The following is a 17,223-nucleotide window of genomic DNA, read 5'->3' on the forward strand; positions in this document are numbered from 1 at the left end:
CTGTGGAGCCACGCGATCGTAGCCGTGGCCCGTACCCCCGCCCACACCGGGGCCCGCCCGCCCGTCAGATCGTCGAGGCGTCGATCACGAACCGGTAGCGGACGTCGCTGGCCAGGACCCGGTCGTAGGCGGCGTTGATCCCGGACGCGGGGATCAGCTCGATCTCCGAGCCCAGGCCGTGCTCCGCGCAGAAGTCCAGCATCTCCTGCGTCTCGGCGATGCCGCCGATCATCGAACCGGCCAGGGTCTTGCGGCCCTGGATGACCGAGAACAGGTTCAGCTCGACCGGCTCCTCCGGGGCTCCGACGTTCACCAGCGCGCCGTCGACCTTCAGCAGGCCCAGGTACGCGTCGAGGCCGAGCGGGGCGGAGACGGTCGAGACGACCAGGTCGAAGGTGCCGGCCAGCTCCTCGAAGGTGGCCTGGTCGCTCGTGGCGTAGTAGTGCGAGGCGCCCAGCCGCAGGCCGTCCTCCCGCTTGCGCAGCGACTGCGACAGGACGGTCACCTCGGCGCCGAGGGCCGCCGCGATCTTCACTCCCATGTGGCCGAGCCCGCCGAGGCCGACGATCGCGACCTTCTTGCCGGGGCCCGCCTGCCAGTGCTTCAGCGGGGAGTACAGGGTGATCCCCGCGCACAGCAGCGGGGCCGCGACGTCGAGGGACAGCCCGTCGGGGATGCGGACGGTGTAGTTCTCGTCGACGACGAGGTGCGTGGAGTAGCCGCCGTACGTGGGCTCGCCCTGCTTGTCGCGGGCGTTGTACGTGCCGGTCATGCCCTTGACGCAGTACTGCTCCTGCCCGCGCAGGCAGTACTCGCACTCCCGGCAGGAGTCGACGAAGCAGCCGACGCCCACGTGGTCGCCGACCGCGAACCTCGTGACGCCCGAACCGACTTCGGCGACGACACCCGCGATCTCGTGGCCCGGGACCATCGGGTAGATGCCCTCGCCCCAGCCGTCGCGGACCTGGTGGATGTCGGAGTGGCAGATGCCGGCGTACTTGATCTCGATGAGGACGTCGTGCTCGCCGACGGGGCGGCGCGGCACGGTGGTGCGCTCCAGCGGGGCCTTCGCCGCGGGGGCCGCGTAGGCGGCGACCCGGGTGACGGCTTCCGCGTTCCTGACGGCTTCCACATTCTTGACGGACATGGTGGGGACTCCTCGAACGCTGCGGCAAACGGTCTGCGTGCACCGAACGATCCCCGGTCCGGCCGCCGGCAGCCACGCCCCTGTCCTGCCTACGACCGGTGGTCCTATCCCTGGCGGGGTCAGGAACACGGCCCCGGCGCGGCGGCCGCCCGGCGATACTGGCGTCATGGACCAGCTTGATCAGCGTGCCGAACTGGGCGAGTTCCTCCGCTCCCGCCGTGCGCGGCTGCGTCCCTCGGACGTCGGCCTGCCGGACTACGGGCGCCACCGCCGCGTACCGGGGCTGCGGCGCGAGGAGCTGGCGCAGCTGGCGGGCGTGTCGGTGGCGTACTACACGCGGCTCGAACAGGGGCACGGGCAGAACGTGTCCGCGGAGGTGCTCGACGCGATCGCCCGCGCGCTGCGCCTGGACGGTACGGAGACGGCCCACCTGACCCACCTGGCCCGTCCCAGGCCCCGCAGGCAGCGGGCGAAGCAGTACCGGGCGGAGCACGTGCGCCCGGAGCTGCGGACGCTGATGGACGCGATGGACGGGGTGCCCGCTTACCTCCTGGGGCGGCGGCAGGACGTCATCGGGTGGAACCGGCTGGCCGCGGCGGTGTTCGGGGACTTCGGCGTACTGCCGCCGCAGGAGCGCAACCTGGTGCGGCTCGTGTTCCTGGACCCGGCCGCGGCGGAGCTGTACACGGAGTGGGACTGCCTGGCGTGCCGGGTCGTGAGCAGTCTGCGCATGTACGCGGGCGAGCACCCGGACGACGAGCAGCTGTCGGCGCTGGTCGGGGAGTTGTCGGTGAAGAACGAGGAGTTCCGGCGGCTGTGGGCGGCGCACACGCTGGCGGACAACAAGACGCACGGCGTGAAGAAGCTCCGGCACCCGCTGGTCGGCGAGCTGTCGCTGTCTTTCGAGACGCTGGCGCTGCCGGGCGACTCGGCGCAGGTCCTGGTCACCTACCACGCGGCGCCGGGCTCCCCGTCCGAGGACGCGCTGCGGATGCTGGCTTCCTGGTCGGCCCCCTCGGCCCCTGCCGCCCCCGCCGTTCCGTCGGCTCCTTCCGGCCCCGGCGCTCCTTCGCCGGCCGCTCCGTCCGCCGGCGGGGCGACGGCCTGAGCCGGATACGCGGATGGCGGGGAGCCCCGCCGTTTCCGGGGGCTCCCCGCCATCAGCGGGGTTCGGTCGAAACCGTTCTCTCACGCCGTCCGGCCGGGGCCGTTCGGCGGGGACCGGGGGTCAGGAGGCCGCGCCGGCCTTCCAGTCCGCCCAGCTCATGTTCCAGCCGTTGAGGCCGTTCTCCGGCTTGATGGTCTTGTCCGGCGAGTTGACCACCGTGACCACGTCACCGATGAGCGAGTTGTCGTAGAACCAGGCCGCGGGCTGGCTGGGGTCGTTGGCACCCTGCGCGTCGTTCAGACCGACACAGCCGTGGCTCGTGTTCGCGCTGCCGAAGACCGAGTCCGGTCCCCAGTAGTTGCCGTGGATGAAGGTGCCCGACTGGGACAGCCGCATCGCGTGCGGGACGTCCTTGATGTCGTACTCGCCCTTGCCCTCGCTGTTCTTGAAGCCGACGGTGGAGCCGTCCATCCGGGTCTCCTTGAACTTCTCGGAGATGACCATCTGGCCGTTGTAGGTCGGGTTCTCCGGAGAGCCCGCCGAGATCGGGATGGTCTTGAGGACCGCGCCGTCGCGGGTGACGGTCATCTTCTTCGTCTTCGCGTCGACCGTCGAGACCTGGCTGCGGCCGATCTTGAAGGTGGCGGTCCGGTTCTGCACGCCCTGTACGCCGGGGGCGCCCTGCACCCCTTCCAGCGCCAGCTTCAGCGTGACGGTGGAGCCGGCCTGCCAGTACTGCTCGGGGCGGAAGTCCAGGCGCTGCTCGCTGAACCAGTGCCCGACGACCTCCTGGCCGCTGCTGGACGAGACCGTGATCTTCGACTGGACCGCCTTCTTGTCCTTGATCGGCTTGCTGAAGGTGATCGAGACCGGCATGCCCACGCCGACGGTCTGGCCGTCATCCGGTATGAACGAGCCGACGAAGCTGTTCTCCGGGGAGACGGTGGTGAAGGACACGTTCTCGTGCGCCTCCTTGCCGCCCTCGTCCTTGGCGGTGGCCGACAGGGCGTACTTCGTGGAGCGCTTCAGCGGGGCTTCCGGCTTCCAGCTCTTGCCGTCGGCGGCCATCTTGCCCGCCACGGCCGTGCCCTCGGAGGTCTTCAGCTCGACCGCCGTGAGGGTTCCCTCGGTGACGGCGACGTTGGCGGCGTCGTTCAGGCCGACGTTGGTCGCGCCGTCCTTCGTCGCGATCGTGATCTTGGCCTTGGAGGCGTCCTTGGCCGCGGCCGCGTCCACGTCCGACTGGGACTTGCTGCTGCTCGCGTCGCCGCCCTTGGCCTTGCCGTCGTCGTCGCCACCGCCGCAGGCCGAGAGCACCAGCACGCCACCGAGTACGGCGGATATGGCCACCAGGGACCTTCTCCGCCGCTTCCTGTCCGTCCTCACACGCCACTCCATCGTTGCCAGAACCCCCGAGCTTCCCCCGGTCACCGCCGGGTGGTGCTCCGATCAAGGCAGGGAGACACGCCCCCTGCCTCGCACCAGTCAACGCGTTTCAGGCCCGGACGGTTCCACATCACGTTTGAATGTGGGCAACCACACGGTCAGGCGTTGTCGGTCGTCTCTTCGTCGTACTCCCCATCTTCCTCGCCCAGGTCCCACTCCATCGACTCGGGGTCGTATTCGACGGGCTCACTGCTCCAGGAGGCCTGCGCGAGCTCCACCCCCGGGATGTCCGCGACCAGGTCAGTGGGGTCGACGAGGTATGCGAGCGCCTCCGATTCGTCTTCCCGTACGGCCGATTCGGCGTGACCGCGCTCCTCGTCCGGCATGAACTCGTCGGCCTCGATGTGTGCGAGCGCGGCGCCGGTGAGCGCCTCGGCGTCGGGTACCTCCAGCACCAAATCAACTCGAAGACGGACGTATCGTGATGTGTCAGAAGGGTTCATACGACGGAGACTAAGCCCGCGGCAGCCCCGACTTTCCCGCGACCCGCCCTTGTCCGTAGCATCACCGCACACGGCCAATTCGCTGCGTCCGCAAGGGGGATCGCACCGTGTCCGCACGTCGTCCGCTGCTCACCGCTCTCGGAGCGACCACCCTCCTCGCCGCCCTGTGGTTCGTCCCCTCGGCCGGCGCCACCGCACCGGGGTCCACGGACTCCGGTTCCTCCACGTCCACCCCGTCCTCCGGTTCCGGTTCCAGTTCCGGTTCGGGTTCGGGTTCCGCCGCGCCGGAGTCCGCGAACACGGCGGGATCCGGTGCGGTGACCGCGCTGGTCTCCGGTTCCCCGGACGGCTCCGGCGACACCGCGCAGAGCGCCGGCCAGGTTCCGCTGGGCCTCGCCGACACCGGCGGGATCGACACCACCCCGTACCTGTTGGGCGGCACGCTCTGCCTGGGTCTCGGGGCCGGGTTCGTCACCTTCTCCGTACGCCGCTCGCAGGCGTAGCCCCCGTACGGGCCGACGCCGAAGGGCCGCCCCGGGGAGTCTCCCGGAGCGGCCCTTCGCGGCACCTGTACGGCCGATCGCTAGGCGAGCGGGCCCGTCACCGGCTCCACCGCCGCGACGAGGCCGCCGGCGCGGACGAACGCGTCGGCCGCGGCCAGGTCGGGGGCGAGGAAACGATCCGGCCCGGGACCCTCCACACCGGCCGCCCGGGCCGCCGCGATGGCCGCCCGGCTCGCCGGAGCGGGGGTGAGCCCGTGCCGCAGCTCGATGGCGCGGGTGGCCGCGTACATCTCGATCGCGATGATCCGGGTCAGGTTGTCGACGGCGGTGCGCAGCTTGCGCGCGGCCGACCAGCCCATCGAGACGTGGTCCTCCTGCATGGCGGAGGACGGGATCGAGTCGGCCGAGGCCGGCACGGCCAGCCGCTTCATCTCGCTGACCAGGGCGGCCTGCGTGTACTGCGCGATCATCAGACCGGAGTCGACACCGGCGTCGTCCGCCAGGAACGGCGGCAGCCCGTGCGAGCGGTTCTTGTCGAGCAGCCGGTCGGTGCGGCGCTCGGCGATGGAACCGAGGTCGGCCGCCGCGATCGCCAGGAAGTCCAGGACGTACGCCACCGGCGCGCCGTGGAAGTTGCCGTTGGACTCCACGCGCCCGTCGGGCAGCACCACCGGGTTGTCGACGGCGGAGGCCAGCTCGCGCGAGGCGACGAGGGCCGCGTGCGCCATGGTGTCGCGGCCGGCGCCGGCCACCTGCGGGGCGCAGCGCACCGAGTACGCGTCCTGCACGCGCGGGGCGGACTCCTCCTGGAAGTGCCCGGTGAGCCCGGAGCCCTTCAGGACGGCGGCCATGTTCGCGGCGGAGGCTCCCTGGCCCGGGTGCGGGCGGATGGCGTGCAGCTCGGGGGCGAGCACCTTCTCGGTGCCGAGCAGCGCCTCCAGGGTCAGCGCGGCGGTGATGTCGGCGGACTTGTAGAGCTTGTCGAGGTCGGCGAGGGCCATGACCAGCATGCCGAGCATGCCGTCGGTGCCGTTGAGGAGGGCGAGGCCCTCCTTCTCCTTGAGCTCGACGGGCTCGATCCCGGCCTCGGCGAGCAGCTCGCCGGCGGGGCGCACGACCCCGTCCGGACCCTCGGCGTCGCCTTCGCCCATCAGGGTGAGCGCGCAGTGCGAGAGCGGCGCGAGGTCGCCGGAGCAGCCGAGCGAGCCGTACTCGTGGACGACGGGCGTGATGCCCGCGTTGAGTACGTCGGCCATGGTCTGCGCGACGGACGGACGGACGCCGGTGTGACCGGAGGCGACGGTCTTCAGGCGCAGGAACATCAGGGCGCGCACGACCTCCCGCTCGACGCGCGGGCCCATGCCGGCGGCGTGCGAGCGGACGATGTTGCGCTGGAGCTGGGCGCGCAGCTCGGGGCTGATGTGCCGGGAGGCGAGGGCGCCGAAGCCGGTGGACACCCCGTAGACGGGTTCGGGCTTGGCGGCGAGGGCGTCGACGATCTCGCGGGCGCGGGCGAGGGCGGCGAGCGCCTCGCCGGACAGCTCGATCCGCGCGTTGCCGCGGGCGACGGCGATGACGTCCTCGGCGGTGGTCCCGGACGTCCCCACCACGACAGTGTGCATATCCATATTCAGCACCCTACGGACTGAATCGCTTCATGTCACTAGCGACTTTCGGGAGGGACCCTTACGCCTCCGCGCCCGGCTCACGCGCGGCCCCGGAAGCGGCGCCGTTCACCGGCCGCCTCCTGCTGGGCGGCGTCGGCCAGCCGGACGACGGCGGTGTCCCGGCCGGCGACGACGGGCTTCGGGGAGCGGGCGGCCTTGGCCTTGTACTGCGCCGCGTCGGCCAGCCGGAACAGCCGCCGGGAGGACTTCACGGGCCCGATCGGATCCCCGGTGGAGGCCACCCCGCAGGCCACGCCCTCCCCGAGCTCCAGCTCGGCGGCGCGCAGGCACAGCTCCTCGGTGACCCGCACCACCTCGTCGGCCGGGGGCCCGACGCTGACCAGGCAGAACTCGTCGCCGCCGAGGCGGGCGACGAGGGCGCCGGGCAGCATCGCCCCGCAGAGGCTGAGCACGGAGCCGAACCGTTCCAGCAGCCGGTCGCCCATGGCGTGGCCGAGGGTGTCGTTGACCTTCTTGAGCCCGTTCAGGTCGCAGACGACCAGGCTGACCACGACGGCGGCGCGCCGGTGCTCCTCCAGGGCCTCGTCGAGCCGTATGTCGACGGCGCGGCGGTTGGCGAGGCCGGTCAGCGGGTCGGTGAAGGCGAGGCGGCGGGCCTCCTCCAGCCGCTCGTTCTGCGCGAGGCCGGCCGCCACGACGGCCGCCAGGACGGTCGCGAACTCGGCGTCGTCCTCGTCGAAGTCGGGCAGGCCCTCGTCCCGGGCCACGTACAGCTCGCCCCAGGCGCGGCCGCTGAGCACGATGGGCGCCACGACGCAGGTCCCGCGGCCGCGGCGGCGCAGGGCCTCGCCGCGCCGCCCGGGGCGCCCGCCGCCCGCCGCCTCCACCCAGGCGTGCGGGCCGCCGCCCCCGGCCCAGCGCTCGTGCAGGAACTCGGTGATCTCCGGAAAGTCGTGGACGGGGTAGGACTCGTCCTCGGGAAACTCCTCCTCCCCGTCGCGCAGCCCGCCCTCGTTGACCAGCACGCGCAGCCGCCCCCGCTCGCGCTCCCAGGCGGAGATCGCGGCGAACGAGCCGTCCATCGCGAGCCGGGCCCCGCGGGCCGCCGCCCGTACGCTGTCCCGCGGCGCGCACGCGGCGGCCATGGCCTGCGCCAGGCCCACGACGGCTCGCAGCCGCCCGTCGACTCCCATCACCCCAGGTTAGGGAGTTTTGCCAGATTTGTCGGGGCCGGGCCTCCGACACCCCCGGCCCGACACCCCCGGGCCCGGCACCGATCCGCGGAAGGCGGGTCTCAGTACCCCGGCCAGTTCGGGCGGCGCTTCTCGTTGAACGCCGCCACGCCCTCCGCTCGGTCGCCCGAGAAGGCCACCGTCCGCCAGGCCGCGTCCTCGATCTCCAGGCCCGCCGCCAGGTCCATCCCGTGGCCCAGGCGCAGGGCCCGCTTCGCCGCCCGCAGGCCCACCGGGGAGTTCGCCGCCATCCGGGCCGCCAGCGCCAGCGCCTCCGCCCGGTCCGTACCCGCCGCGACCACCGAGTCGACCAGGCCCAGCGACAGCGCCTCCGCCGCCTCCACCCGCCGCGCCGTGAAGATCAGCTCCGCCGCCCGCGCCGCGCCGACGCGCCTGGGCAGCAGCTGGGTGCCGCCGCCGCCCGGGATCACGCCCACGGAGACCTCCGGCAGGCCGACCACCGCCGTCTCGTCCGCCACGATCACATCGCACGCCAGCGCCAGCTCGAAACCGCCGCCCAGCGCGAAGCCGTGCACCGCCGCGACCGTCGGCATCGGCAGCTCCAGCACGCCCCCGTAAGCGCCCCGCGTGGTCGGCCGCTGCCGCACCAGCTCCGCGTCCGAGAGCGAGTTGCGCTCCTTGAGGTCGGCCCCGACGCAGAACGCCCGTTCCACCGCCGACGACAGCACGACCACCCGCACCGAGGCGTCCGCCGCGAGCTCCGCGCACGCGTCGCCGATGGCCCGCGCCATCTCCGTCGAGACGGCGTTCATCGCCTTGGGCCGGTCCAGGACCAGCTCCGCGACCCCGTCGTCATGCCGGCGCACAGCCACGAACTCAGACACAGAGACCCTCCCGGTTAACGAACGTTACCCGGGGATCTTAGGCTTCCGCCGCGTCAGCGACCAGGGCTCCACGACCCCCAGTCCGCGCACCGGCCGCTGCCACATCGGCTGGAGCGCGAAGCGGTACGCACCGCCGCCCTCCTCCGCCTCGGCCTCCTTCTCGGAGACGGGAGCGGCGCCCGTCCGGCCCAGTTCCTTCGCCATCGCACCGTCGACGAGCACCGCGTCCTTCGGCGCTATCGAGGTCAGCCGCGAGGCCAGGTTCACGGTGGTGCCGAAGACGTCGCCCATCCGGGTCGTCACCGTCCCGAACGCCATGCCGACGCGCAGCTCCGGCATCTGGGCGTCCGCTTCCATCGTCTCGATCAGCCGCAGCGCGATCTCGGCCGCCGTCGCCGCGTCGTCGGCGCAGTACAGCACCTCGTCGCCGAGCGTCTTGATCAGCCGGCCGCCGTGCGCGGCCACCAGGTCCGCCGAGGTCGTCTCGAAGGACTCGACGAGCTCGCCGAGCTCCTCCTCCTCCAGCCGCCGCGTCAGGCGCGTGAAGCCGACCAGGTCCGCGAAGCCCACCGCGAGCCGCCGGTCGACCATCTCCTCGTCGTCCGCCACCTGCACCACGCGTCCGGTGGCCGCCGCCAGCTGGCGGCGCCACACGTAGACGAGGAACTCCTCCAGTTCCGGCAGGAGCAGCTCGACCAGCGGGTACGTGACCTCCGTACGGGTCATCCCCGGCTCCGGCGGCTCCGTCAGGCCCTCCAGGAAGGAGTCGATCTGCCATTCCGCCAGCCGGGCGGTGGTCTGCCCGGTGGACCGCGCCACCTGCACGGCCATCGGCTCGCTGAGCAGCCCGGCCTCGACCAGGCCGGCGAGGCGGCGCAGGGCCAGTACGTCGGCCTCCGTCAGCGCCTTGGCCTGGCCGATGTCCGCGAAGCCCATGGCCCGCCAGAAGCGGGAGGCGAGCTCCATCGAGACCCCGGCGCTGCGGGCCGCCTGGAACGGGGTGTAGCGCCGCTCCGCGCCCAGGATCAGCTGCTCCAGCCGGATGGCGAGCGGGTCCGCCGTCGGCTGGGCGGTGTGGTCCACCTCGTGGAGGGGAGTGTGCTGGTCGCGTCCGATCGGGGTGCCGGGACCGGAGGATCCCGGGCCGGACGGTCCCGGACCGCCGGTCCGGGAGGCGGACGCGCCGGACGTAGAGTCGTCGACCGTCAAGGGCCGCCTCCTGTCCATTGCCGTGCGCACTGCCCTGCCGAACCGGGTGATCACCGGGAGGACCGGGATCGCCTAAACCATACGGCAGGTGTGCCGTAGCTCACTCCCCACTCCCCGGCCGCGGGGAGTGGGGAGCGGGCCGGCTACCGCACCGACCGCAGATGGACGACGTCCCCGGCCCCCACGGCCTCGTGCTCGTCCTCGGCCGTCCGGACGACGAGCCGCCCGTCCGCGTCGACCGCTTCGGCCGTCCCGGTGAGCGTGCGCCCGCCGGGCAGGTCGGCCCGTACGTGCCGGCCCAGGGTCACGCAGTCCGCCGCGTACGCCTCCTGGAGCCCGCTGGCGGCCGGGTCGCCGCCCGCGGCCCGCCAGTCCCCGTACCACTGCTCCAGGGAGCGCAGTACGGCCTTCAGCAGGGGCTCCCGGTCCGTCACGGCGGCCTTGGCCAGGATCAGCGACCCGGCCTCGGGCACCGGCAGCTCGTCCTCCGTCAGGGTCACGTTGAGCCCGATCCCGATCACGACCCCGTCGCCCACCCGCTCGGCGAGGATGCCGCCGGTCTTGCGCTCCTCGCCGTTCACGGTGAGGAGCAGGTCGTTGGGCCACTTGAGTGCCGTGTCCACTCCGGCGGCCCGCGACAGCCCGCCCGCGGCGGCCACCCCGGCCAGCAGGGTCAGCCAGCCCCACCGCTCCTGCGGTACGGAGTCGCCCGGCTTGAGCAGGACCGAGAAGAACAGCCCCGACCGCGGCGGGGCCACCCAGCTCCGGTCGAGCCGGCCGCGCCCGGCGGTCTGCTCCTCCGCGACGAGCACGGCCCCCTCGGGCAGCCGCGCGGCCCGGGCGGCAAGATCCGTGTTGGTGGACCCGGTGGAGGCGACCACCTCGACCGAGGTCCACAGCCCCCCGTCGCTGACGAGGGCCCGCTCCAGCGCGGCTGCGCCCAAGGGAGGCCGCTCAAGGCTCGACCAACGGCCGGCGGAAGCCGCACCTGATGCATCTGATGGCGTCATGCAAGCCAGATTAGGTGTGTCAAACGCCGCACTGCCGAGCGCCATGCCCGCCGATACGCTACGCACCAGTAGCCAGCAGTAGTCAATCAATTGACCAGGCAGTTGACACCACACAGGGAGCCGCGACCCCGATGTCACAACCCTCAGAGCCGATCGACACGCACACGACCGCGGGCAAGATCGCGGACCTGCAGCGCCGCATCGACGAAGCCACTCACGCCGGGTCCGCGCGCGCGGTGGAGAAGCAGCACGCCAAGGGGAAGCTGACGGCGCGTGAGCGGGTCGCCCTGCTGCTGGACGAGGGGTCCTTCGTCGAGCTCGACGAGTTCGCCCGGCACCGGTCGACCGCCTTCGGGCTGGAGAAGACCCGTCCCTACGGCGACGGAGTCGTCACCGGCTACGGCACGGTGGACGGCCGCCCGGTCGCCGTGTTCTCCCAGGACTTCACCGTGTTCGGCGGAGCCCTCGGCGAGGTCTACGGGCAGAAGATCATGAAGGTCATGGACTTCGCCCTCAAGACCGGATGCCCGCTCGTCGGCATCAACGACTCCGGCGGCGCCCGCATCCAGGAGGGCGTCAGCGCGCTGGGCATGTACGGCGAGATCTTCCGCCGCAACGTCCACGCCTCCGGCGTCATCCCGCAGATCAGCCTGATCGTGGGCCCGTGCGCCGGCGGGGCCGTGTACTCCCCCGCCATCACCGACTTCACCGTGATGGTCGATCAGACCTCACACATGTTCATCACCGGCCCGGACGTCATCAAGACGGTCACCGGCGAGGACGTGGGCTTCGAGGAGCTCGGCGGCGCCCGCACCCACAACTCCACCTCGGGCGTCGCCCACCACATGGCCGGGGACGAGAAGGACGCCATCGAGTACGTCAAGTCCCTGCTCGCGTACCTGCCCTCGAACAACCTTTCCGAGCCGCCCGCCTTCCCCGAGGAGGCGGACACCGAGGTCAGCGACACCGACCGCGAGCTCGACGTACTGATCCCGGACAGCGCGAACCAGCCGTACGACATGCACACCGTGATCGAGCACGTGCTCGACGACGCGGAGTTCCTGGAGACGCAGTCGCTGTTCGCGCCGAACATCCTCACCGGCTTCGGCCGCGTCGAGGGGCACCCGGTGGGCATCGTCGCCAACCAGCCGATGCAGTTCGCCGGCTGCCTGGACATCGACGCCTCCGAGAAGGCCGCCCGCTTCGTGCGGACCTGCGACGCCTTCAACGTCCCGGTGCTGACGTTCGTGGACGTCCCGGGCTTCCTGCCGGGCACGGACCAGGAGTACAACGGAATCATCCGGCGCGGCGCGAAGCTGATCTACGCCTACGCCGAGGCCACCGTCCCCCTGATCACCGTCATCACCCGCAAGGCGTTCGGCGGCGCGTACGACGTCATGGGCTCCAAGCACCTCGGCGCGGACCTGAACCTGGCCTGGCCGACCGCGCAGATCGCCGTCATGGGCGCGCAGGGCGCGGTCAACATCCTGCACCGGCGGGCCATCGCCGAGGCGGAGGAGGCCGGCAACGCCGAGGAGACGCGGGCCCGTCTCATCGCCGAGTACGAGGACACGCTGCTGAACCCGTACACGGCCGCCGAGCGCGGGTACGTGGACGCGGTGACCATGCCGTCGGAGACCCGGGCGCACGTGGTCAAGGGGCTGCGGCAGCTGCGCACCAAGCGCGAGTCGCTGCCCCCGAAGAAGCACGGAAACATCCCCCTCTAGGACGCTGGGAGGCAGTCCCGTGGTGATCAAGGTCGTCAAGGGGAATCCGACGCCCGAGGAGCTGGCCGCCGCACTGGCGGTGGTCCAAGCGCGCGCGGCGGTGCTGGCATCGGCACCGTCGGGCGCTGCGAGGGTGGCGGACGAGTGGTCGGCGCCGGCCCGGGTGGCGCGGCGGACGATGCCGCAGCCGGGGCCGCGCGCGTGGGCCCGTACGTACTGGCCCGGATAGGCGTCGGTCCGGTCGTGAAGATGACGTGAACGGACTGTGGCGCCTGAGTACCCGTACTCAGGCGCCGCACCGGTCGGCGGGGCCAGGATCGGGGCATGCTCTGGTCAGACCCGAAGAACGAGCCGCCCAAGGACATGCGCGACGCGCAGGCGATGGTCCGGCGGATGACCGTCGTGGTCGTCCTCGCGATGCTGGTGGTCGTGTACGTGCTGGGGGTGGGTTTCTAGCCGGCCGAACGGGCGTCCGGAGGTGCGTCCGGAGGGGCGCCTTCAGGAGGCGCCCGCAGGGGCGTCCCCAGCGGGAGCCGCGCCTACGATGGCGGGCATGACTGCTGCTGCCCAGGCCCCCGCCCACGCCCTCGTCCTCGCCTCCGCCTCGCCCGCCCGGCTCAACCTGCTGCGCCAGGCCGGGCTGGCCCCGCACGTGATCGTCAGCCACTTCGACGAGGACGCGCTCAGCGCGGATTCCCCGGCCGAGCTGGCCCTGGCGCTGGCCGAGGCCAAGGCGGGGGTCGTGGCGGCCCTGGACGAGGCGGCGGGCGCCCTGGTGATCGGCTGCGACTCGGTGCTGGAGCTGGACGGCGAGGCGCTCGGCAAGCCGGCGGACGCCGCCGAGGCCACCGCCCGCTGGACGTCGATGCGCGGGCGGGCCGGCGTGCTGCGCACCGGGCACTGCGTGATCGACACGGCGACCGGCCGTCAGGTTTCGGCCACGGCCTCCACGACGGTCCGCTTCGGCGAACCATCGGACGCCGAGGTGGCCGCGTACGTGGCGAGCGGCGAGCCGCTGCACGTGGCGGGCGCCTTCACCCTGGACGGACTGTCGGCGCCGTTCATCGAGGGCATCGACGGGGACCACGGGAACGTCATCGGGCTGTCGATGCCGCTGCTGCGCTCCCTGCTGGCCGAACTGGGCGTGTCGATCACGGATTTGTGGGCTTGAGCTCCCCGTAGGGCGGCGGCGGGGCGTCCTGGGGGCCCGCAGCGCACTGCCCGCCCGAGGCGGCCGCAGAAGGCGCCCCGGCGGCGCCCTGGGCCGCGTAGAGCATCAGGGTCAGCACCAGCAGGCACAGGATCACCATCGTCACCGCGAAGGCGCCCCAGCCGACCAGTCCGACGGCGAGGGCGCCGAGCACCCCGTGGGTGACGGCGGCGGTGACGAGCACGACGCGGGCGAAGGTGCCGGGCGCGCGGTCGCGTACGGCCGCCACGGCGAGGAGTACGGCGCACAGGAGCAGGAACGCGCCGATGCCCGCCCCCATCGCGTACGTGGCCGTCGACATGACATCCGGGTCCATGCCGGCTATCGACATCGACTGGTTGCGGGTTGTCTTGCCCAGGACGACGTGGACGAGGACCAGCACCGCCGCCTCGGCCACGAGCACGATCGCGGCCGCTCCGGCAACGAATCTGCGCAGTACGACGCCCACGACGACACACCCCTCCCCCGCCGGCCGACCACAAGCCTGTTCGACGCCCTGGAGGCTACTAACGGGTAAACGTACGGACAAGGGGTCCGGGCGGCTTCGTTACGCGGGGCGCCCTCTCCGGCGATCACGCAAAGAATGTGTGGGACGTTCGTAGGGACTCGACAAAGAATCACGGGGGCCCGCTGACCGGGCGAACAGAGACCTCGGACGGGTGACGGGGTTACTGTGCAGTCGGGGATCCCCCTGACCTGGGGCGCCACAAGGGCTTTCTCGGTCGAGGCAGACTCGAATCACACTCCGTGTGGGCAAGGTCACCTCTAGGGAAGGGTCGAAACGCCGTGTGGGCTGTCCCTAAACTCAGCTTGTTTCAAGGAGGGAGCCATCGTGCGCAAGGTGCTCATCGCCAACCGTGGCGAAATCGCTGTCCGCGTTGCTCGGGCCTGCCGGGATGCCGGAATCGCAAGCGTAGCCGTCTACGCCGATCCGGACCGGGACGCTCTGCATGTCCGCGCGGCCGACGAAGCGTTCGCGTTGGGCGGTGACACCCCGGCCGCGAGCTACTTGGACATCTCCAAGGTCCTGCAGGCCGCAGCCGATTCCGGCGCGGACGCCATCCATCCCGGATACGGCTTCCTCTCCGAGAACGCGGAGTTCGCCCAGGCCGTGCTCGACGCCGGCCTGACCTGGATCGGCCCGCCGCCGCAGGCCATCCGCGACCTCGGCGACAAGGTGGCCGCCCGTCACATCGCCCAGCGCGCCGGCGCCCCGCTCGTCGCGGGCACGCCGGACCCGGTCTCCGGGGCCGACGAGGTCGTCGCGTTCGCCCGGGAGCACGGCCTGCCGATCGCGATCAAGGCCGCCTTCGGCGGCGGCGGCCGCGGCCTGAAGGTCGCCCGCACCCTCGAAGAGGTGCCGGAGCTCTACGACTCGGCCGTCCGCGAGGCGGTCGCCGCCTTCGGCCGCGGCGAGTGCTTCGTCGAGCGCTACCTCGACAAGCCGCGCCACGTCGAGACGCAGTGCCTGGCCGACTCCCACGGCAACGTGGTCGTCGTCTCCACCCGCGACTGCTCGCTCCAGCGCCGCCACCAGAAGCTGGTCGAGGAAGCCCCCGCGCCGTTCCTGTCGGAGGCTCAGAACGCCGAGCTGTACGCGGCGTCGAAGGCCATCCTGAAGGAGGCCGGCTACGTCGGCGCGGGCACGGTGGAGTTCCTGGTCTCCGCCGACGGCCTGATCTCCTTCCTGGAGGTCAACACCCGCCTCCAGGTCGAGCACCCGGTCACCGAAGAGGTCTCCGGCATCGACCTGGTCCGCGAGATGTTCCGCATCGCCGACGGCGAGGAGCTCGGCTACGGCGACCCGGTCCTGCGCGGCCACTCCATCGAGTTCCGCATCAACGGCGAGGACCCGGGCCGCGGCTTCCTGCCGGCCCCGGGCACCGTCACCAAGTTCGCCGCGCCCACCGGCCCGGGCGTCCGCCTGGACACGGGCGTCGAGTCCGGCTCGGTCATCGGCCCGGCCTGGGACTCGCTCCTGGCCAAGCTGATCGTCACGGGTGCCACCCGCGAGCAGGCCCTCCAGCGTGCGGCGCGCGCCCTGGCCGAGTTCGAGGTGGAGGGCATGGCCACGGCCATCCCGTTCCACCGTGCGGTCGTCGTGGACCCCGCCTTCGCCCCGAAGGACGGCAGCCCGTTCACCGTCTACACCCGGTGGATCGAGACCGAGTTCGTCAACGACATCCCCGCGTTCGCCGCCCCGGCGGCCGAGGACACCGAGGACGAGCCCGGCCGCGAGACGGTCGTCGTCGAGGTCGGCGGCAAGCGCCTGGAGGTCTCCCTCCCGTCCTCGCTGGGCATGACGCTGGCCCGTACGGCGGCGGCGGGCGGCGCGAAGCCGAAGCGCCGCGCGGCGAAGAAGTCCGGCCCGGCCGCCTCGGGCGACACGCTCGCCTCGCCGATGCAGGGCACGATCGTCAAGGTCGCGGTCGAAGAGGGCCAGCAGGTCAACGAGGGCGACCTGGTGGTCGTCCTGGAGGCCATGAAGATGGAGCAGCCGCTGAACGCGCACCGCTCCGGCACCATCGTGGGCCTGACCGCCGAGGTCGGCGCCAGCCTCACCTCGGGCGCCACGATCTGCGAGATCAAGGACTGACCCCGCAGGCGGCACGGAACGGAACCGGCCCCCAGAACCCTTCCGGGTCCTGGGGGCCGGTCTCATGCGCGGCTCCCGGCGACCACCAGGTGCCGGGCTGCGCGGTCCGGCTCCTCACCGCCGCCGCAGGTCCGCCACCCTCGCCCGTTCGCGGTCGGCCGGCTGGGGGTCCGGGAGGGGGCCCGTGCTGCGGAGTTGGTGGGCGCCGCGGCGCTGGACCGGCAGCGGGGACTCCCGGCGCGGGCGGCGGCCCGCCATGCCGTCTCCCGTACCGCCGGGGGCCACGGCCCCGGCGATGGTGATCTGGACGCCCTGGTCCGCGAGGGCCTGGAGTTCCGTCGCCGCGCGGTCGTCGTGCGGCGGGGGCTCGTCCGTGACCAGACGGGTCATCACGTCCGTCGGCACCGTCTGGAACATGGTGTCGGTGCCCAGCTTCGTGTGGTCCGCGAGGACCACCACCTCCGCCGCCGCCTGGACCAGGGCCCGGTCCACGCTCGCCGACAGCATGTTGGACGTGGACAGGCCGCGTTCCGCGGTCAGGCCGCTGCCGGACAGGAAGGCCCGGGAGACCCGCAGCCCCTGGAGGGACTGCTCCGCCCCGCTGCCGACCAGCGCGTAGTTGGAGCCGCGGAGGGTGCCGCCCGTCATCACCACCTCCACCCGGTTGGCGTGCGCCAGGGCCTGGGCGACCAGCAGCGAGTTGGTGACGACGGTCAGTCCGGGCACCCGGGCGAGCCGGCGGGCCAGCTCCTGGGTCGTGGTGCCCGCGCCGACGACGACGGCCTCGCCTTCTTCGACGAGACCGGCCGCCACGTCGGCGATGGCGGTCTTCTCCGCCGTCGCGAGATGGGACTTTTGCGGAAATCCGGACTCACGCGTGAAACCGCCCGGCAAGACCGCACCGCCATGTCGGCGGTCGAGGAGTCCTTCGGCCTCCAGCGCCCGCACGTCCCGCCGTACGGTCACTTCGGAGGTCTGGACGACGCGGGCGAGCTCGCGGAGCGACACCGCTCCGTTGGCCCGCACCATTTCGAGAATCAATTGACGACGTTCTGCAGCGAACACGAAACTGACAGTAACCCCAACGACCGTCTTGTTTCAGCTCCTTGCGCCGGAATA

The 17,223-nt window shown here is 72.2% G+C and carries 17 protein-coding genes; 7 read left to right on the top strand and 10 right to left on the bottom strand.

The window, feature by feature from the left end; all coding sequences use genetic code 11:
• Nucleotides 1–64 precede the first annotated feature (64 nt).
• Nucleotides 65–1,147, bottom strand: a complete 1,083-nt coding sequence (locus ACFYXV_RS03860; protein WP_389381949.1) for an NAD(P)-dependent alcohol dehydrogenase — start codon at nt 1,145–1,147, stop codon at nt 65–67.
• A 166-nt stretch (nt 1,148–1,313) separates the two neighbouring features.
• Here ACFYXV_RS03860 and ACFYXV_RS03865 point away from each other — a divergent pair, with 166 nt between their 5' ends.
• Nucleotides 1,314–2,255, top strand: a complete 942-nt coding sequence (locus ACFYXV_RS03865) for a helix-turn-helix transcriptional regulator (protein WP_389381950.1) — start codon at nt 1,314–1,316, stop codon at nt 2,253–2,255.
• 120 nt (nt 2,256–2,375) lie between these two features.
• On the opposite strand, the gene ACFYXV_RS03870 is transcribed toward ACFYXV_RS03865, so the two are convergent.
• Together ACFYXV_RS03870 and ACFYXV_RS03875 are read right to left on the bottom strand one after the other, a co-directional pair.
• Entirely contained in the window at nt 2,376–3,653 is a 1,278-nt protein-coding gene (locus ACFYXV_RS03870) for an Ig-like domain-containing protein (protein WP_385465282.1), read from the bottom strand.
• Nucleotides 3,654–3,799: 146 nt separating this feature from the next.
• The gene (locus tag ACFYXV_RS03875; protein WP_376014492.1) at nt 3,800–4,096 is read right to left on the bottom strand and encodes a hypothetical protein; all 297 of its coding nucleotides are present in this window, start codon (nt 4,094–4,096) and stop codon (nt 3,800–3,802) included.
• A 155-nt stretch (nt 4,097–4,251) separates the two neighbouring features.
• Between ACFYXV_RS03875 and ACFYXV_RS03880 the strand changes: the two genes are divergently transcribed.
• On the top strand, nt 4,252–4,647 hold the full coding sequence (locus ACFYXV_RS03880; RefSeq protein WP_385465278.1) for a hypothetical protein: 396 nt from the start codon (nt 4,252–4,254) through the stop codon (nt 4,645–4,647).
• An 80-nt stretch (nt 4,648–4,727) separates the two neighbouring features.
• Here ACFYXV_RS03880 and hutH read toward each other — a convergent pair whose 3' ends face one another.
• The 5 genes from hutH to ACFYXV_RS03905 form a co-directional block, all read right to left on the bottom strand.
• The gene (hutH, locus tag ACFYXV_RS03885; RefSeq protein WP_383341266.1) at nt 4,728–6,269 is read right to left on the bottom strand and encodes a histidine ammonia-lyase; all 1,542 of its coding nucleotides are present in this window, start codon (nt 6,267–6,269) and stop codon (nt 4,728–4,730) included.
• An 83-nt stretch (nt 6,270–6,352) separates the two neighbouring features.
• The gene (locus ACFYXV_RS03890; protein WP_389381951.1) at nt 6,353–7,468 is read right to left on the bottom strand and encodes a diguanylate cyclase domain-containing protein; all 1,116 of its coding nucleotides are present in this window, start codon (nt 7,466–7,468) and stop codon (nt 6,353–6,355) included.
• A gap of 101 nt (nt 7,469–7,569) precedes the next feature.
• Nucleotides 7,570–8,352, bottom strand: coding sequence for an enoyl-CoA hydratase/isomerase family protein (locus ACFYXV_RS03895; protein WP_383341048.1), 783 nt, complete (start codon nt 8,350–8,352; stop codon nt 7,570–7,572).
• A 24-nt stretch (nt 8,353–8,376) separates the two neighbouring features.
• Nucleotides 8,377–9,561 carry an adenylate/guanylate cyclase domain-containing protein gene (locus ACFYXV_RS03900; RefSeq protein WP_383341051.1) on the bottom strand — a complete coding sequence of 395 codons (1,185 nt, stop codon included), beginning with the start codon at nt 9,559–9,561 and terminating at the stop codon, nt 8,377–8,379.
• 143 nt (nt 9,562–9,704) lie between these two features.
• Entirely contained in the window at nt 9,705–10,571 is an 867-nt protein-coding gene (locus ACFYXV_RS03905; protein ID WP_389381952.1) for a biotin--[acetyl-CoA-carboxylase] ligase, read from the bottom strand.
• 131 nt (nt 10,572–10,702) lie between these two features.
• On the opposite strand from ACFYXV_RS03905, the gene ACFYXV_RS03910 reads away from it, so the two are divergent.
• The 4 genes from ACFYXV_RS03910 to ACFYXV_RS03925 all read left to right on the top strand — a co-directional run bounded on the left by ACFYXV_RS03910 (nt 10,703) and on the right by ACFYXV_RS03925 (nt 13,469).
• Entirely contained in the window at nt 10,703–12,298 is a 1,596-nt protein-coding gene (locus ACFYXV_RS03910; RefSeq protein ID WP_385465267.1) for an acyl-CoA carboxylase subunit beta, read from the top strand.
• Nucleotides 12,299–12,320: 22 nt separating this feature from the next.
• Nucleotides 12,321–12,527 carry an acyl-CoA carboxylase epsilon subunit gene (locus ACFYXV_RS03915; RefSeq protein WP_078864548.1) on the top strand — a complete coding sequence of 69 codons (207 nt, stop codon included), beginning with the start codon at nt 12,321–12,323 and terminating at the stop codon, nt 12,525–12,527.
• Between the two features lie 95 nt (nt 12,528–12,622).
• Entirely contained in the window at nt 12,623–12,754 is a 132-nt protein-coding gene (gene mmpB, locus ACFYXV_RS03920) for a morphogenic membrane protein MmpB (protein WP_099889787.1), read from the top strand.
• Between the two features lie 97 nt (nt 12,755–12,851).
• Nucleotides 12,852–13,469 carry a Maf family protein gene (locus tag ACFYXV_RS03925; protein WP_385465263.1) on the top strand — a complete coding sequence of 206 codons (618 nt, stop codon included), beginning with the start codon at nt 12,852–12,854 and terminating at the stop codon, nt 13,467–13,469.
• On the opposite strand, the gene ACFYXV_RS03930 is transcribed toward ACFYXV_RS03925, so the two are convergent.
• Nucleotides 13,450–13,956 carry a hypothetical protein gene (locus tag ACFYXV_RS03930; RefSeq protein WP_389381953.1) on the bottom strand — a complete coding sequence of 169 codons (507 nt, stop codon included), beginning with the start codon at nt 13,954–13,956 and terminating at the stop codon, nt 13,450–13,452. The genes ACFYXV_RS03925 and ACFYXV_RS03930 overlap by 20 nt on opposite strands.
• A gap of 384 nt (nt 13,957–14,340) precedes the next feature.
• On the opposite strand from ACFYXV_RS03930, the gene ACFYXV_RS03935 reads away from it, so the two are divergent.
• Nucleotides 14,341–16,104 (top strand): acetyl/propionyl/methylcrotonyl-CoA carboxylase subunit alpha, encoded by a 1,764-nt coding sequence (locus ACFYXV_RS03935; protein ID WP_383341070.1) that lies wholly within the window; start codon nt 14,341–14,343, stop codon nt 16,102–16,104.
• Between the two features lie 114 nt (nt 16,105–16,218).
• Here the strand turns inward: ACFYXV_RS03935 and ACFYXV_RS03940 are convergent, their stop codons facing one another.
• Complete coding sequence (locus ACFYXV_RS03940) at nt 16,219–17,169, bottom strand: DeoR/GlpR family DNA-binding transcription regulator (RefSeq protein WP_385465256.1); 951 nt, start codon at nt 17,167–17,169, stop codon at nt 16,219–16,221.
• Between the last annotated feature and the right edge of the window lie 54 nt (nt 17,170–17,223).

Source organism: Streptomyces sp. NPDC002181 (assembly GCF_042890485.1).
Taxonomy (GTDB): domain Bacteria; phylum Actinomycetota; class Actinomycetes; order Streptomycetales; family Streptomycetaceae; genus Streptomyces.

Coding starts and splice junctions, on each gene's coding strand:
- ACFYXV_RS03860 (WP_389381949.1), bottom strand. CDS start 1,147: ATGTCCGTCAAGAATGTGGAAGCCGTCAGGAACGCGGAAGCCGTCACC.
- ACFYXV_RS03865 (WP_389381950.1), top strand. CDS start 1,314: ATGGACCAGCTTGATCAGCGTGCCGAACTGGGCGAGTTCCTCCGCTCC.
- ACFYXV_RS03870 (WP_385465282.1), bottom strand. CDS start 3,653: ATGGAGTGGCGTGTGAGGACGGACAGGAAGCGGCGGAGAAGGTCCCTG.
- hutH (WP_383341266.1), bottom strand. CDS start 6,269: ATGCACACTGTCGTGGTGGGGACGTCCGGGACCACCGCCGAGGACGTC.
- ACFYXV_RS03890 (WP_389381951.1), bottom strand. CDS start 7,468: ATGGGAGTCGACGGGCGGCTGCGAGCCGTCGTGGGCCTGGCGCAGGCC.
- ACFYXV_RS03905 (WP_389381952.1), bottom strand. CDS start 10,571: ATGACGCCATCAGATGCATCAGGTGCGGCTTCCGCCGGCCGTTGGTCG.
- ACFYXV_RS03910 (WP_385465267.1), top strand. CDS start 10,703: ATGTCACAACCCTCAGAGCCGATCGACACGCACACGACCGCGGGCAAG.
- mmpB (WP_099889787.1), top strand. CDS start 12,623: ATGCTCTGGTCAGACCCGAAGAACGAGCCGCCCAAGGACATGCGCGAC.
- ACFYXV_RS03925 (WP_385465263.1), top strand. CDS start 12,852: ATGACTGCTGCTGCCCAGGCCCCCGCCCACGCCCTCGTCCTCGCCTCC.